Origin of the sequence: Phytoactinopolyspora halotolerans (assembly GCF_010550675.1) — a bacterium.
Taxonomy (GTDB): domain Bacteria; phylum Actinomycetota; class Actinomycetes; order Jiangellales; family Jiangellaceae; genus Phytoactinopolyspora; species Phytoactinopolyspora halotolerans.
This window is the reverse complement of sequence record NZ_JAAGOA010000034.1, coordinates 1-14,154: the sequence shown is the minus strand read 5'-3', so window position 1 is coordinate 14,154 and position 14,154 is coordinate 1. Positions and strand designations below refer to the sequence as shown.

General features: G+C 68.3%; 14 protein-coding genes and 1 pseudogene. 8 read left to right on the top strand and 7 right to left on the bottom strand.

The window, feature by feature from the left end; translation table 11 throughout:
- Window positions 1–67: 67 nt before the first annotated feature.
- Complete coding sequence (locus G1H10_RS30025) at window positions 68–826, top strand: IclR family transcriptional regulator (RefSeq protein WP_163744928.1); 759 nt, start codon at window positions 68–70, stop codon at window positions 824–826.
- Between the two features lie 93 nt (window positions 827–919).
- Here G1H10_RS30025 and G1H10_RS30020 read toward each other — a convergent pair whose 3' ends face one another.
- Window positions 920–2,335 carry an FAD-dependent oxidoreductase gene (locus tag G1H10_RS30020; protein WP_163744926.1) on the bottom strand — a complete coding sequence of 472 codons (1,416 nt, stop codon included), beginning with the start codon at window positions 2,333–2,335 and terminating at the stop codon, window positions 920–922.
- A 105-nt stretch (window positions 2,336–2,440) separates the two neighbouring features.
- Between G1H10_RS30020 and G1H10_RS30015 the strand changes: the two genes are divergently transcribed.
- Complete coding sequence (locus G1H10_RS30015; RefSeq protein WP_163744924.1) at window positions 2,441–3,304, top strand: helix-turn-helix domain-containing GNAT family N-acetyltransferase; 864 nt, start codon at window positions 2,441–2,443, stop codon at window positions 3,302–3,304.
- Between the two features lie 15 nt (window positions 3,305–3,319).
- Here G1H10_RS30015 and G1H10_RS30010 read toward each other — a convergent pair whose 3' ends face one another.
- Window positions 3,320–4,249 carry a helix-turn-helix domain-containing protein gene (locus G1H10_RS30010; RefSeq protein ID WP_163744922.1) on the bottom strand — a complete coding sequence of 310 codons (930 nt, stop codon included), beginning with the start codon at window positions 4,247–4,249 and terminating at the stop codon, window positions 3,320–3,322.
- 163 nt (window positions 4,250–4,412) lie between these two features.
- Here G1H10_RS30010 and G1H10_RS30005 point away from each other — a divergent pair, with 163 nt between their 5' ends.
- Window positions 4,413–5,045 carry a short chain dehydrogenase gene (locus tag G1H10_RS30005; protein WP_163744921.1) on the top strand — a complete coding sequence of 211 codons (633 nt, stop codon included), beginning with the start codon at window positions 4,413–4,415 and terminating at the stop codon, window positions 5,043–5,045.
- A 133-nt stretch (window positions 5,046–5,178) separates the two neighbouring features.
- Window positions 5,179–5,556 carry a hypothetical protein gene (locus G1H10_RS30000; protein WP_163744919.1) on the top strand — a complete coding sequence of 126 codons (378 nt, stop codon included), beginning with the start codon at window positions 5,179–5,181 and terminating at the stop codon, window positions 5,554–5,556.
- Window positions 5,557–5,627: 71 nt separating this feature from the next.
- Here G1H10_RS30000 and G1H10_RS29995 read toward each other — a convergent pair whose 3' ends face one another.
- The 4 genes and pseudogenes from G1H10_RS29995 to G1H10_RS35205 form a co-directional block, all read right to left on the bottom strand.
- Window positions 5,628–6,587, bottom strand: coding sequence for a hypothetical protein (locus G1H10_RS29995; RefSeq protein ID WP_163744917.1), 960 nt, complete (start codon window positions 6,585–6,587; stop codon window positions 5,628–5,630).
- A 112-nt stretch (window positions 6,588–6,699) separates the two neighbouring features.
- Window positions 6,700–7,668 carry a prolipoprotein diacylglyceryl transferase gene (locus tag G1H10_RS29990; protein WP_163744915.1) on the bottom strand — a complete coding sequence of 323 codons (969 nt, stop codon included), beginning with the start codon at window positions 7,666–7,668 and terminating at the stop codon, window positions 6,700–6,702.
- Between the two features lies 1 nt (window position 7,669).
- Window positions 7,670–8,311 carry an RNA polymerase sigma factor gene (locus G1H10_RS29985; RefSeq protein WP_163744913.1) on the bottom strand — a complete coding sequence of 214 codons (642 nt, stop codon included), beginning with the start codon at window positions 8,309–8,311 and terminating at the stop codon, window positions 7,670–7,672.
- Window positions 8,312–8,496: 185 nt separating this feature from the next.
- Window positions 8,497–8,760 (bottom strand): annotated as a pseudogene (locus G1H10_RS35205) (DedA family protein); the annotation flags it as partial.
- Window positions 8,761–8,989: 229 nt separating this feature from the next.
- Here G1H10_RS35205 and G1H10_RS29975 point away from each other — a divergent pair.
- The 3 genes from G1H10_RS29975 to G1H10_RS29965 all read left to right on the top strand — a co-directional run bounded on the left by G1H10_RS29975 (window position 8,990) and on the right by G1H10_RS29965 (window position 12,420).
- Window positions 8,990–10,645: an FAD-binding dehydrogenase gene (locus tag G1H10_RS29975; RefSeq protein WP_163744911.1), complete on the top strand. Its 1,656-nt coding sequence runs from the start codon at window positions 8,990–8,992 to the stop codon at window positions 10,643–10,645.
- A gap of 73 nt (window positions 10,646–10,718) precedes the next feature.
- Window positions 10,719–11,573 carry a helix-turn-helix transcriptional regulator gene (locus G1H10_RS29970; protein ID WP_376778678.1) on the top strand — a complete coding sequence of 285 codons (855 nt, stop codon included), beginning with the start codon at window positions 10,719–10,721 and terminating at the stop codon, window positions 11,571–11,573.
- A 70-nt stretch (window positions 11,574–11,643) separates the two neighbouring features.
- Window positions 11,644–12,420: a glucose 1-dehydrogenase gene (locus tag G1H10_RS29965; protein WP_163744908.1), complete on the top strand. Its 777-nt coding sequence runs from the start codon at window positions 11,644–11,646 to the stop codon at window positions 12,418–12,420.
- 51 nt (window positions 12,421–12,471) lie between these two features.
- On the opposite strand, the gene G1H10_RS35200 is transcribed toward G1H10_RS29965, so the two are convergent.
- A complete protein-coding gene (locus tag G1H10_RS35200) occupies window positions 12,472–13,608 on the bottom strand; it encodes an ATP-binding protein (RefSeq protein WP_246220130.1) in 1,137 nt (378 codons plus the stop codon).
- A gap of 264 nt (window positions 13,609–13,872) precedes the next feature.
- Here G1H10_RS35200 and G1H10_RS32595 point away from each other — a divergent pair, with 264 nt between their 5' ends.
- Window positions 13,873–14,049, top strand: coding sequence for an SDR family oxidoreductase (locus G1H10_RS32595; RefSeq protein ID WP_216853804.1), 177 nt, complete (start codon window positions 13,873–13,875; stop codon window positions 14,047–14,049).
- Window positions 14,050–14,154: the final 105 nt, after the last annotated feature.

Genomic DNA, 14,154 nt, shown 5'->3' with positions numbered 1-14,154 from the left:
GGCACGGCAACACCGTCCGCGGACGACGCTACTAGCCATGTGTCGCAGAAAAGAACACAATTCTTCTATGAAGAATGCTGGGCGACCGCCGTACCCGTTGGCCTCCGTCGACAACGCGTTGCGGCTGATCCTGCTGTTGCGTGAGTCGGAGCTGGGCGTGCGCGACGCCGCCGACGCGCTCGGTGTGGCCCGGTCGACCGCCCACAGGCTGCTGGCAATGCTCGTCTACCGGGGGTTCGCGGAGCAGAGCGGCGATCGCCGCTACCGTCTCGGGCCTGTGCTGACCGGCGCGGAGCGGGCCTCCGGGTTGCCGGCCAGGTATGCCCAGCTGCGTTGGGTTGCGCGGCCGCACATGAACGCGCTCGCCGCGCGGGTGCGGGAGACGGTCAACCTCGCGGTGCTCGCCGGCTCCCAGGTACGGTTCATCGACTCCGTGGAATCCACCCAGATGCTGCACATCGGTTCACGCACGGGGATGTCGCTGCCCGCGGCACGGACGTCGGGAGGAAAGGCGTTGCTCGCCGAGATGAGCGACGACGACGTCCGCGCCCGGTTCGAGACCGCGGCTGACGCTGTCGACGTGGATGCGTTGCTCGGCGAGTTGCGCGACGTCCGGCGCCGTGGTTACGGCCTCAACTTCGAGGAGACGGAGCCGGGCGTCCGCGCAGTGGCGGTCGCGGTCCACGCGGGCGACCGCGCCGTTGGCGCCCTCGCGGTGGCGGCACCCGCGCAACGCCTTACCCACCGCGCCATCAAGTCTCTCGTTCCCGAGTTGACAGGTGCCGCCGCCCGCGTCGACGAAGAGCTCACGCACTGGGGGCTCTGATTCACCGGTGCCATTGTCAAGGATCGAGGGTCGCTCTCACTACGGCGAGGCCACGCGAAGCGTCGCATGGCCCCGCCATGCTGCATGGAACGCTTACGAGGAGCTCGAGCCGACGGTGAGTCGAGTCCCGAGCGTGACCTCTACCGGGCCGGCCGGGCCGCAGCAGCCCGCGTCCGACCCCTCGGCGCCGACCTCGTCGAAGAGGCCGGATCCGCCGCAGACGCCGGTCTCCGGCAGCGTCAGCTCGACCCGCTCGGCGGCCTCGCGATCCCCGGCCAGCGCGGCGGCCACGGAGCGGACCTGCTCGTAGCCGGTCATCGCCAGGAACGTCGGCGCTCGGCCGTAGCTCTTCATGCCGACCAGGTAGACGCCGGGCTCCGGCTGGGAGAGCTCGGTCACCCCGTGCGGGTAGACAGTGCCGCACGAGTGCACGTTCGGGTCGATCAGCGGAGCGAGCGCTCGTGGCGCCTGCAGCACCGGGTCCAGGTCAAGCCTGACTTCGGAGAGCCAGTTCAAGTCCGGGCGGAACCCGGTGAGGACCACCACCTCGTCCACCGGATCGAGGCGTTGACCGTCGAACGACTCGAGCGCCAGGCGCCCGTCCGCCTCTCGGTATACGGCTGCGGTGCGGAACCCCGTGACGGTGCGGACGTGACCCGCCTCCGCGGCGGCCTTGGCTCGCAGGCCCAGCGCGCCGCGGGCGGGGAGCTGGTCCGCGTCACCGCCGCCGAAGACGTCGCCGGGTGTGCCGCGACGCAGCAGCCACAGAATCTCCGTACTGGGGTGATCCTCGGCGATCGCGGCAAGCGCCACCAGCGCCGTCAGCGCGGAGTGGCCGCTTCCTGCGACGGCCACACGTTTGCCGGCGTATCGTGCGCGGACCGGCTCGTCGTCGAGGTTCGGGATGCGGTAGGCGATCCGTTCGGCCGCCGTGCGTTCACCGGTGGCGGGTAGGCCGTCGCCGCCCAGCGGATTGGGCCGGGACCAGGTGCCGGAGGCGTCGACGACGGCGCGGGCGACGATCCGCTGCTCGCCGTCGGCCGAGGCGACGTGCACGGTCAGCGGCTCGCTGTCGCGGCCGGCGTCGACCACCAGGTCGCGACCGCGGCGAGCCACACCCACGACGCGCGCGCCGAGCTGTACCCGGTCGCCGAGGGCGGCGGCGAGCGGGCGCAGGTACTGGTCCGCCCACTCGGTGCCGGTCGGGTAGCTGCCGGCGTCGGGAGCGCGCCACCCGGTCGGCTTGAGCAGCCTTTCGGCGGCCGGGTCGATCAGCTCGGACCAGGGGGAGAACAGCCGGACGTGATGCCATTGGGCGACGGCGGCACCGGCCTCGTCGCCGGCCTCGAGGACGAGCGGGTCGAGTCCGCGCTCGAGCAGATGCGCGGCCGCGGCGAGTCCGATCGGGCCGGCACCGACCACAACCACGGGTAGCGTCTCGTCGCTGTGGACGGTCGCTTCGACGGCGGCTGCGGCCGTCGGGGCGGAGGAGGGGAGGGACGGAGTCATCCTGCGAAACCTTTCATCGATGGGTGTCGATGGAGGAAATGTATCGATCCCCGTCGATGAAGTCAACCATCGATGAGGATCGATACATGCACTATCCTCGTCAGCATGACGTCGACGACCGTTCCAGCCGCGAGCACCGCATCGGCGCAGGCTCCACTGCTGCCCGAGGCGGAAGCCGCCACCTATGCCGAATGGTTCGCGTGCCTGGCCGAACCGATGCGCGTCCGGTTACTGCACGCCGTGGCCGGTTCGGGCGCCGGGATGACGATCGGCGAGCTCACTCAGCGGATGGGCATCAGCCAGTCGACCTGCTCACACCATGTGCGCAAGCTCGCCGAGGTCGGCTTCGTCCGCGTGCGCAAGGAAGGTACGGCCACGCTTGTCTCGGTCAACACGGCATGCTGCACCGGGTTGCCGCACGCTGCCGACGTCGTCATGGGGGTACTCACGTCCGGGCCGTGCTGCCCGGAGGATGTGCCGGCAGGCGTGACGGTGCGACCGTTGACCGACGACGACTGGCCCGCGGTGCGCCGGATCTACGCCGAGGGGATCGCCACCGGTCACGCGACCTTCGAGACCGAGGTGCCGTCGCGGCGCGCGCTGGAGGGGAAGTGGATACCGGGCCATCGCTGGGTCGCCGAGGTGGACGGGCAGGTGGCCGGCTGGGCCGCGGCCTCGCCGGTCTCGGATCGGGAATGCTACTCGGGTGTGGCTGAGACCTCGGTCTACGTCGGCGACGGCTTCCGCGGGCAGGGCGTCGGCAAGGCGCTGATCCGCCGCCAAGTGGTCGCTGCGGACGACGCCGGATTATGGACGCTGCAGACCTCGATCTTCCCGGAGAACCGGGCGAGCCTCGCGCTGCACCACTCGGCCGGATATCGCACTCTGGGCGTGCGCGACCGGATCGCGCAGCACCACGGCGTGTGGCGCGACACCGTCTTCCTGGAACGCCGCAGCGCCGCCGTCTGACGCGTGTGTATGACGCTATGTATCGGTTCGCGCCGCGCCCTGCCCAGTGCGGCCCGGAACGCGTGGGTTGCCGGAGGCGACGCCGGTGCCGAGTAGCTTGAGTCCGGCCTCGGACGGCGATCCCGGCTCAGCGTGGAAGATGACAAGACGCTGGCCGTCGTCGTCGGGAAACTCCAGCAGTTCGTCGGCGAGCGTCAGATCGCCGACGGTCGGGTGCCGGTAGGTCTGCGTGTGGTGGGCGCAGCGCTGCACCGGGTGAGCCGACCACAGGGTCGCGAACTCGTCGCTCTTCATCGTCAGCTCCCCGACCAGCTCGGCAAGCTCCGCGTCGTCGGGATACCGGCCGGCGATGACGCGCAGGTCGGCGACGGTGTTGCGTGCCTTCCGCTGCCAGTCCACGAAAAGGTCGCGAACGTGCGGATCGAGGAAGAACAGCCGTACCCAGTTGGGCCGATCGGCCGGGCGCTCGGGGCTCTCGGGGTCGAGGTGCCCGGCAAGGAGCGCGTGCGCCATCCGGTTCCAGGCGAGCACGTCGAGGCGACGGCCGAGCACGAGCGCCGGCGCATCATGCAACGCCCCGACCATCCGTGCGACCTCGGGCCGAAGCCGTTCCGGCCGCCGGCGCCGACGCGGCTTCGACTTCTGCTGCGCAAGTCGATGCAGATGCGTTCGCTCGTCGTCGTTGAGCCGCAGCGCTCGCGCGATCGCATCCAGCACCGTATCCGAGGCATTGGTGCTCACGCCCTGTTCGAGGCGGGTGTAATAGCCGACGCTGACCCCGGCCAACTGAGCGAGTTCCTCGCGGCGCAAACCGGGTACCCGGCGGCGCTCGCCGTAGTCGATCAGGCCCACGTCTTCCGGGGTGAGGCGGCCACGGCGCGACCGCAGGAACGCGCCGAGCTCTGCCGCGGCTGCACCCGTCTCGGCTGCCTCCACAGGTCTCATGACATGCAGCCTGCCTGATACGGGTCGTTCGTGCCTGAACCTGCCAGGTATACGTACCGCGGGTGTGCCCTTCGCATGCGTGGTCGCCGCAGGTGTACACGTGCCGGGCGTACGTGTCGCCGTGGCTGGTCGGCTCGCTCGCGAACACGCAGGCTGGGATGGCATGAGAGTCATCGTCATCGGAGCTACAGGAACCATCGGCACGGCCGTCGTGAGCGCCCTCGAGCGAAGGCGGCATGACGTCATCCGTGCCTCACGACGCGGCCGAGTCTGGGTCGATCTGGCCGATCATGCCAGCATCGACGCCCTTTTCGAGTCGGTCGGGAACGTCGACGCGGTAGTGTGCTGCGCCGCGAGCGGACGGCTGACGCCGCTCGAGCATCCGCATGACGACGCGTTCACGGTCGGCCTGCGGGACAAGCTGCTCGGCCAGGTACACCTGGTGCGGCGGGCGCTGAAGCGTGTGAACGACCGCGGGTCGATCACGTTGACCAGCGGTGCCTTCGATCATCCCATGCCTGGTAGCTCGTTCGCCGCGCTGACCAACAGCGGGTTGGAAGGCTTCGTGTGGGCTGCCGCGGCGGAGATGCCGCGCGGCGTTCGGCTCAACGTGGTCAGCCCGGGCTGGGTGCGAGAGACGCTGCAGGCGATGGGCGAGGACGGTTCGCGCGGCATACCAGCGGTGGAGGTCGCCAGATCGTACGAAGCGGCCGTCGAAGGCACCGTGAACGGCCAGACGATCAGACCGGACGACGTGGCGCGGCAACGTGTCGACGTGGCCCAGCAGCCCGGATAGGTCCCCATATACGTGCGGTCTCGAGCCCGCAGTGTGCAGGACGTGCGAGCAGGGGGTTCCCTGATCAACACTTTCGTTTTAAGATGCGCCATCGGCCGGCAACGGTGCCGGCCACATGTAGGGGGGGTACGTCATGGGAAGAACGCTGCGTCGAGCGCTGCTCACGAGTGTGGCGACGGTCGGGATCGTGGGACTCGCCGCGAGCCAGGCGTCGGCACACTTCTGCTTCCGGGAGAACCTCAACGAACGCGCCCAGGAGAGCTCCGCAAGCTCTCCCGCTTGGGCGACCTTTGAAGAGCTGGCGTTCCAGTTCACCGGCCTGTGTCCGGCCGGCATCGAGGTCCTGGCCGATGCGGCCGGGGTCACGACGTCCACGTTGATCCACACCAAGGCCGTGCTGGCCGGAGGCACCCTGAAGAAGGGGCCGGACGGCGGGACGCCGGCGATCTCCCATCTGGACATCGCAGCGATCGAAGCAGCCGAGGACGACGCCATCGCCGCATGCGCCTAAGCTGCTCGGACACAGCCGGCGAGAGGGCGGCCAGGCACCGGTCGCCCTCTCGCTGTCCTGGTGTTCGTCGGTCAACCGCCCGTTGGACGGTCGTCCGTCGATAGAGCGGGCAGGGCCGGCTCGAACTCCAGGTAGACGGCGGGTTCGTTGCCTGGTATCTCGTCGTCCGGCCACGTCGCCGTGCCCGCGTAGCGTTCACCGTCCAGCAGCAGTTCCACGGTGTAGGTGAACGGCGGATCGCCGAGCGCGGCGGCTTCGAGCCCCTGTCGCTCGGGGCCGTACCAGCTCAGCAGCCCTTCCGTCGTTTCGCACCCCGCCGGCCCCGTGTCGCTACGAGTCGGTTCGAAGCTGAGTGACTCGCCGCCCGCGGCCGTGACCGTGATCGTGGCCGCTACCTCTTCCGGGCTTCGCGCCAGGTTGCCGACGGCGAATTCGACACCGTAGCTGTCGACTTCGCCGTCGTGCTCAGCCAGGATCGCGAGGTGTGTCCACGGCTCGGGCAGCGCACCGTCGGCGGTCGTCGTCCAGCGGAACTGCGTCGCCACGTCACCCGTGTCGCCTTGGCCGAACAGATCCACGACATACGTGTCGGCGAAGCCGGCCGGCGACAGCTCGAACGTTGTCGGTGAGCGGCGTTCCAGGTCGAGGGTCTGCGTGCGGGCACATGGGTCGTCCGCCCGGCGGAAGCTCGCCGAGAACTCCCAGTTCTCTTCCGGGAACTCGACGGTCAACGCGGCATGCTCACCGATGTCGGGGGGCGGTTCGGGTGGCGCGCCGTCAGCGCAACCGTTGCCCCAGCAGAACGCGTACGGCTGCAGACTGAGGCTCTGGTCGCCCGCTCGCACCACCACGTTCGGTGGGTGTGCGATATCGCCGCCGGACTCCATGCGTTCGCCTTCTTCGCTGCCGTCCTGCCCTTCGGACACGGCGACCGAATCGGCCGGGGCGACGATGTCGTCTTGTTCTGCTGAATCTTCGCCGCAAGCCGTCAGGACAAGCAGGGCCAGGGCGCCGAACGCCAGGGTACGCATGTCAGTTAGACGCTGAACCCCCGGGAAGGGTTGCGTACGCCGCAGCGTCCCGGGGAGGGGCGAGGCTGACGGGTCGCGTCGATGGGAGATCAGGCGGCAGCGGCCCCGGACATCACGGCCGTTCCCCGCTCGGCGGTTCCGGCCGGCGTACGTCTCCCTTGTCGCCGCCGCCCTGCGGCACGGTCTCGGGCTTGCGCTCGTCGGAGGGGTTCGAATCGGGACCGGGCGAGGGGCTCACCGTGTTGGCAGGGGTGTCCGGCTTGTCCTTCCCATCGGAGTCCTTCTCGTCGTCATCGGAGCAGGCCGGAGGTGTCTGCTCGTGTGCCGGACCGCCGTCCTCGGCGGCCTCTTCGGAGACCTCCGAGCCGGTCTGTTGCCCGCCGTCGGACGCCTCATCCTCGCCGTCGGCAGCCTCGTCGTCGCCCTCGTCCCCCTCGGCGCATCCGTGGGCGTGTTCGGTGTCGGCGGAGCCGTCGTCCCCGGAGTCGTCTGACCCCGGGTTGTCCCCAGTGTGATCGGCCGGGGCGGTCTCGGTGTCCGCTGCGGACCGGCCGTCCGCGCTGAACCCCGGAGCTTCGACCGCCTCGGGTTCTGCCGACGCACCGGCTTCCTGAGCCGGTTGGTCGCTTTCGCTCGTGGCCTCCGAACCTTCTCCGAGCGGGCTCTCTTCCGCCACGGGGGCGGGACCTGGCAATCCGGGTATCCGGACCACCTCTGCCACGTGCGCGGCGCCGACGGTCACGACCGCGGCAGCTGTGCCCAGAAGCACCTTCCCGGTGGCCGAGGCGAGTGCCGCGCCGAGGCCGGTAAAGGCGGGCCGCCTTCTGTGCTTGGGTCGCCACCGAGGCGGGGGTGCGACGGCCGTCGCCGCGTGGGCGGGCTCCGTCGGCAGACCGGACCGGAAGACGGCGGTCAGATCCGGACGTGCCGCGGGCGGAGCGGCACCGGCGGCTCCGGCGCGCAGTTCGTCGACGAACGTGGCGAGGTCGTCCAAGCCGACGTCGTCGCCACGGAACCGCCCGGAGAGCAGATCTTCTGCGGTCCGGTCGTCCAGTTCGTCGAGGTCTCGTTGTATACCCATCTCAATCCTGAAAAACGTCCGTGGACCGCTGTAGGGGTACGCCCTGCTGTTCAAGGAGTCGCCGTAGAGCGCCGAGGCCGCGCCGTTGCAGCGCCTTCACCGCCCCAGGACTCTTCCCGACGACGTGCGCGATCTGATCGACGGTGAGATCCGCGACGACGCGCAGCAGTAACACGTCCCGCTGGGCGGGCACGAGCTGCGAGAGCAGGTCGCCGACCCAGTCGCGGTCCAGAATGGCCATCGCCTCGGACTCGACGTCGCCGCCGGACTCGTCGTGGTATTCCGTCAGATCGGACGGGACGACCGACCCCCGGCGGGCGTGCTGGCGACGCTCATCGATCAGGCGGTGGTGCGCAATGGTGAACAACCAGGCCCGGAACGCGGACTCGTCTCCTTCGAACCTGGCCACGGCGCGGAACACCGCCATGAAGACATCGTTGGTCAACTCGTCCGGTTCGAGCGATCCGCGCGCCTGCAGAAAGCTCCGGACCCGTGGGGCGAACAGGTGGAAGATCCGTTCGAATGCCCAGCCGGCATTCGCCTGTGCGGCGGCCAAGACATGAGCGAACTGTTCGGTTCCGCGGACGGGCTCTTCCTGGGCTGGGAGCAGCGACTCCGCGTTCCGTCGTGCTACCGAATCCAAGGGCTCCACCTAAGCTCGCGCGACTATCACCCCTTAGGTAAACGTCGGATCACGCTCCAGGGGTACGGGTTGGGCCGAATTGCGCGAAGCTGACGGAAATGGACGAACGTCATCTCGCTCGGCTCAGGCCCCCAAGTAGCGGAGCACGGCCAGCACGCGGCGGCTGTATCCGGCCGTGTGGGAAACGGCAGCCGCTCGCCGATGGCGCGGACCCGGTCGCGGCCGATCAAGGCTCCGACCAGATACAACGTCAGAGCACCGACCACCGAGCCAACGGTAGTCCAGGCGATTGCGGCGGCGAGGCTCATCTCGCCCTGACTGGCAGTGAAGCCCGCTAAGGGCAGGATGATCTCACTTGGGATAGGCGGGAACAGATTCTCCAGTGCGACGGCGAGGCCCGCGCCCACGCTCCCGAGCTTCTCCATGAGGTCGACGGCGAGGCCGACCATGCCGTCGGACGGCGGAGATGCGTCGTCGGACACGAGCAGCGGAACGCGTGCGGATGTGGGTCGTGTTTCTATCACATCCGTCACGCTACGAATCCGTGCAGGTCAGGGCCATGAGGTCAGCCGCACAGTCCGGCGGATACACCGCAGCGCCAGGGGTGTGGAAAACCACAACCCTGACTGACCGGTTCGACCTCTACACTCCGTAGAACCGACTCGGGAGGTGAGACGAGTGGCTGACGACGCCGACGTGGTCGTCGTAGGAGCGGGCCTGGCAGGCCTGGTGGTCACCGCGGAACTGGTCGCGGCCGGTAAACGCGTGGTGCTGGTCGAGCAGGAGCCGCAGGCTTCGCTGGGCGGGCAAGCGCACTGGTCCTTCGGCGGCCTGTTCCTGGTCGACTCGCCGGAGCAGCGCCGGCTCGGAATCCGGGACTCCTTGGAGCTGGCGTGGCAGGACTGGCTCGGCTCGGCCGGCTTCGACCGCCCGGAGGATGAGTGGCCGAAGAAGTGGGCGCAGGCCTATGTCGAGTTCGCCGCCGGCGAGAAGCGGTCGTGGCTGCACGGGCTGGGCTTGCGGCTGTTCCCGCTGGTGCAATGGGCCGAGCGGGGCGGCTCACTGGCGAGCGGCCCGGGGAACTCGGTGCCCCGGTTCCACGTCACCTGGGGCACGGGCCCGGGAGTGCTGGAGCCGTTCATCCGGCGCCTGCGTTTCGCTGAAGAGCACGGCCTGGCCGGGGTGCGCTGGCGGCATCGGGTGACCGGACTGATCAAAGACGGCGATGCGGTGGCCGGTGTCCGTGGCGAGGTGCTGGAACCCAGCGGCGCGGAGCGTGGCAGGCCGAGCCCGCGAACCGTCGTCGGTGACTTCGAGATCCGGGCGCAGGCCGTCGTCGTCACCTCGGGCGGCATCGGCGCCAACCATGAACTCGTGCGCAGGAACTGGCCGTCCCGGATGGGGGAGCCGCCACGGCATCTGCTGTCGGGCGTCCCGGACTGCGTCGACGGGCGGATGCTCGAGACGGCGGAGGCCGCGGGGGGCGGCGTGATCAACATGGACCGGATGTGGCACTACCCCGAAGGACTGGCGAACCACACACCGGTGTGGAACGGGCACGGGGTGCGTGTGCTGTCCGGTCCGTCGCCGCTGTGGCTCGACGCGACCGGCCGACGGCTGCCGGCACCGCTCTTTCCCGGGTTCGACACCCTCGGCGCGCTGGCTCACGTAGCCCGCAGCGGGTACAGCCACTCCTGGTTCGTCCTCAACCGGCGGATCCTCACCAAGGAGTTCGCGCTGTCCGGGTCCGAGCAGAACCCCGACCTCACCTCGCGGGACTTGCTGGGACTGCTGCAGCGGCGCGGCTCGGTGATGACAGGGCCGGTGGGTGCGTTCGTCCGGCACGGCGGCGACGTGGTGGTGCGGCGTACCCTTCCTGAGCTGGTGCACGCCATGAACGAGCTGGTGGGTGAGGAGCTGGTGGATTCCACGGCGCTGGAGCGGGAGATCGTCGCACGCGACGATCAAGTGCTGACCGGTCTCGGCAAAGACGCCCAGGTCAAGGCCGTGCGGGAAGCCCGGCGGTATGTGGGTGACCGGCTGATGCGCGTCACCGCGCCGCACGCGATCCTGGATCCGGACGCGGGACCGCTGGTGGCGGTGCGACTATCGATCCTGACCCGGAAGACACTGGGTGGGCTGCACACCGATCTTTCGGCCAGGGTGTTGGACGACGTCGGCGAACCGATCCCCGGACTGTATGCGGCTGGGGAGGTCGCCGGGTTCGGCGGCGGGGGGATGCACGGCTACCGTGCCTTGGAAGGAACCTTCCTCGGCGGCTGCCTGTTCTCCGGCCGCATTGCCGGTCAAGCGGCCGCAGCCGCCATCGCCTGACCATGATCATGAACACTTCCCGTTCGCATAGCACGGTAAGTGTTCATGATCATGGAGACGCCCGCTTAGTGTGGTGCTCGTGAGCACACGTTCTGGTGACCGTGAGCAGCTGCGTGACTTCTTGCGCAGCCGGCGGGCGCGGCTCACCCCGGCGGACGTCGGGATGCCGACGGCGGGCAAGCGCCGCACGCCCGGCCTGCGCCGTGAAGAGGTCGCCGTGCTGGCGGGTGTGGGCGTCTCCTGGTACACCTGGCTCGAACAGGGCCGCGACATCAACGTCTCGGCCGAGGTGCTGGACGCGATCAGCTCGGCACTGCGCCTGTCCGAGTCCGAGCGCGCGCACCTCTACCTGCTCGCCGGGCTCAATCCGCCTCCAGCCGGCTGCACCCGGGGTGACGCGGTCACCCCTGAACTGCGGCACCTGCTCGATTCGTGGCGCCCGCCGGCGCTGCTGCGCGACCGGTATTGGAACCTGCTTGCGGTGAACGACGCCGCGCGGACGGTGCTCGGCTACGGCGACACCGATCACAACTGCCTGTTCACGTTCTTCACCAATACCCGGTACCGCAGCGTGCACGTGCACTGGGCATCGGTCGCGCCGGCGGTGGTGGCCGCATTCCGTGCCGATGCCGCGCACTTCCCCGACGACGCGGAGTTCCACCGGGTCGTCGCCGAGCTCAGCGCCGTCAGCCCCGAGTTCGCCGAGCTGTGGGAGCGGCACGACGTCGCCGCACCCGTTCAGGCGGTGAAGGCCGTCCGCCACCCCGACGTGGGCGAGCTGATCTTCGACATGACGCCGCTGGTGGTCGCCGATCGTCCGGACTGGTACCTGGAGCTGTACAACCCGCGGCCCGGAACCGGAACCGGGGATCGGCTGAACGGGTTGCTGGGAACCGGCGTGTCCGTGCCGGAACGAACCGCCGGATGAGGGTGGTGGTGCCACTCACAGGTTGACTGCGCACTGCCTGGATCGTGCCGCAGGCCGCAGCCTGGATCTCATGACAGCGAACACACACCGATTCGAGGACAAGATCGCGCTCATCACCGGCGGCACGAGCGGCATGGGACTGGCCACGGCGCGGCGGCTGCTGGCCGAAGGCGCACATGTGGTCATCACCGGCCGGGACAAGGCTCGGCTGGAAACAGCGGTCGAGGGCCTGGCCGCCGGAGACAGGCTGCTGGCCGTCGCCGGAGACGCGGCGAACCTGGGTGACCTGGACGCGCTCGCCGCTGCCATCCGGGAACGGCATGGCCGGCTCGACGTCGTCTTCGCCAACGCAGGAGTCGCCTCCTTCCAGCCGATCGCCGACGTCACGGAGGACGAGTTCGACCGCGTCGTGGGGATCAACCTCAAAGGGGTCTACTTCACCGTTCAAAAGATGCTCCCGCTGCTGTCCGGCCACGCGTCGATCGTGATCAACGCGTCGTGGACGCTGCATCGTGGCCTACCCGGCGCCTCGGTATACGCGTTGACCAAGGCGGCCGTACATAACCTCGCACACACCCTCGCCGCAGAGCTTGCGCCCAGGAGAGTGCGGGTCAACTCCGTGAGCCCCGGGTACATCGAGACACCGATGTTCCACGCCAACGTCTCCGCGGAGGCGCAGGCCGCCGTCGTCGCTGACATCGCCGCCGGGCGTGTGGGCACCGCCGACGACGTCGCGGACGTGGTCGCCTTTCTGGCCTCGGCCGAGGCGTCCTACGTCAACGGGCAGGACGTGATCATCGACGGAGGCCTAGTCGCTGCGATCCCGCAGGCCGATCGGGTGGGATGACGCGGCCCGGAACCCGATGGGGCAGAGTCCGTGGAAACGATCAGGCGGCGCTCAGCGGTCCCACAGTGCGCTGATCGGGATGGCAGTGAGCCGGTCTCCAAAGGACAATGTGCGGGGACCGGTGTAGCACACGAATCCATGAACGAAATCATCGCCAAGACGATCACGCAGCGTCGTTAGGCCTCTGAAGTCGTCACGGTTGATCGCATCGGTGGACTTGACCTCGAAACCGATGATCCGGCCGTTGGTCCGTTCGGCGACGAGATCGACCTCGGGCCCGCGACTAACACGCCAATGGTAGAGGCGCACCGGAAACGGTGACCACGTAGCTTGCTTCGCTAGTTCGTTGACGACGAACGATTCCACGAGGGGGCCCCTTGCAGGCGACACCCGTGCTGCCAGTCCTTCGGCGTCCACCGATACCAAGTGTGCCGCTAAACCAGTGTCGGTGACATGAAGCTTGGGGCGGTGCGTGGTGCGGGCAGTCAGGTTCCGTGACCACGCCGGGAGAAAACGGATCAAGAAGACGGTCTCGAGCAAGTTGAGGTAGCGAGTGACGGTGGTCCGGTGTAGTTGTAGGTCGCTGGCGGTCTTGACTGTGTTGATCTCCTGAGCAGTGTTGGCGGCTGATAGTTGTAGCAGTTGCCCCAGGTTGCTCGATTCTTCTATGCGAGCCATCTCTCGAATGTCTGTGTCGATGACGGCCTGAAGGTAGGTTCGGTACCACTCATCGCGTGCCAGCTGGGATCGCATCGCGACAGGTTCTGGATACGAGCCGCGGCAGATGAGCTCAAAGTAGTCATGTCGCTCATACTTACTTGGACCCGCCGAGCGTAACTCGTCGGCTTGGCTGAATGCGGTGCTCAGGAACGATGCGGTGCTGTCGGCCAGCTCTTGTTCGGAGAACGGCCAAACTTCAAGAATTCCAGCTCGCCCAGGCAGCGACTCGCTCAGGGACGGCGTAGACAGGAAACGCGTGGATCCCGCCAGCACGAACTGGCCGCGCTGTGTGTCACGATCGACGGCTGACTTGATCGCCAGCACGAGATCGTCCCCACCGCGTTGGACTTCGTCGATCAACATGGGTCGTGGCCCGTCCGCGATGAACACCCCAGGGTCGGCTCGCGCTGATGCACGGAACGCGCCGTCGTCAAGCGTCAAGTAGGTACCTTGACGCTCGGCGTTCAGTTGCTGTAGCAGGGTGGTCTTTCCGGACTGTCGCGGTCCGTTGAGATCAAGACTCGAAAGCTATCGAGGAACTCAATGGCTAGGTCTGCCACTCGCCGTGGAATCAGTGTTTCCGCCATAGGATCCTCCCTGGGCAGATGACATTTCAGAGGTAAAGCAGCCGACACATCTACACATGCCAACCGACATTTGAGAGCCAGTCTGACCGACATATCTGCAATCGCCGACCGACATCTGAGAGCGAGGAGAGGTATAGTCCAGCCGGTGGCCGCCGCCGAGGCGGCGCCGACGAGGACTGGGCCTGCGGCGCCGAGGCAGTCGCCGACCGTCACAACTGCCGACGACGTCGCGGACGTGGTCGCCTTTCTGGCCTCGGCCGAGGCGTCCTACATCAACGGGCAGGACGTGATCATCGACGGCGGCCTAGGGCGTGTCTCCTAATTCATGGCCGGGCGAGGATGATGGTGGCGGCCAGGAGGACGCCGCCGTGGTAGGTGCGGGCGTACTTGTCGTATCTGGTGGCGATCCCGCGCCATTGCTTGAACC

Excerpts from the sequence above, each read along its gene's own strand:
- G1H10_RS30025 (WP_163744928.1), top strand. The coding sequence starts at position 68 with ATGAAGAATGCTGGGCGACCGCCGTACCCGTTGGCCTCCGTCGACAAC.
- G1H10_RS30020 (WP_163744926.1), bottom strand. The coding sequence starts at position 2,335 with ATGACTCCGTCCCTCCCCTCCTCCGCCCCGACGGCCGCAGCCGCCGTC.
- G1H10_RS30015 (WP_163744924.1), top strand. The coding sequence starts at position 2,441 with ATGACGTCGACGACCGTTCCAGCCGCGAGCACCGCATCGGCGCAGGCT.
- G1H10_RS30010 (WP_163744922.1), bottom strand. The coding sequence starts at position 4,249 with ATGAGACCTGTGGAGGCAGCCGAGACGGGTGCAGCCGCGGCAGAGCTC.
- G1H10_RS30005 (WP_163744921.1), top strand. The coding sequence starts at position 4,413 with ATGAGAGTCATCGTCATCGGAGCTACAGGAACCATCGGCACGGCCGTC.
- G1H10_RS30000 (WP_163744919.1), top strand. The coding sequence starts at position 5,179 with ATGGGAAGAACGCTGCGTCGAGCGCTGCTCACGAGTGTGGCGACGGTC.
- G1H10_RS29995 (WP_163744917.1), bottom strand. The coding sequence starts at position 6,587 with ATGCGTACCCTGGCGTTCGGCGCCCTGGCCCTGCTTGTCCTGACGGCT.
- G1H10_RS29990 (WP_163744915.1), bottom strand. The coding sequence starts at position 7,668 with ATGGGTATACAACGAGACCTCGACGAACTGGACGACCGGACCGCAGAA.
- G1H10_RS29965 (WP_163744908.1), top strand. The coding sequence starts at position 11,644 with ATGACAGCGAACACACACCGATTCGAGGACAAGATCGCGCTCATCACC.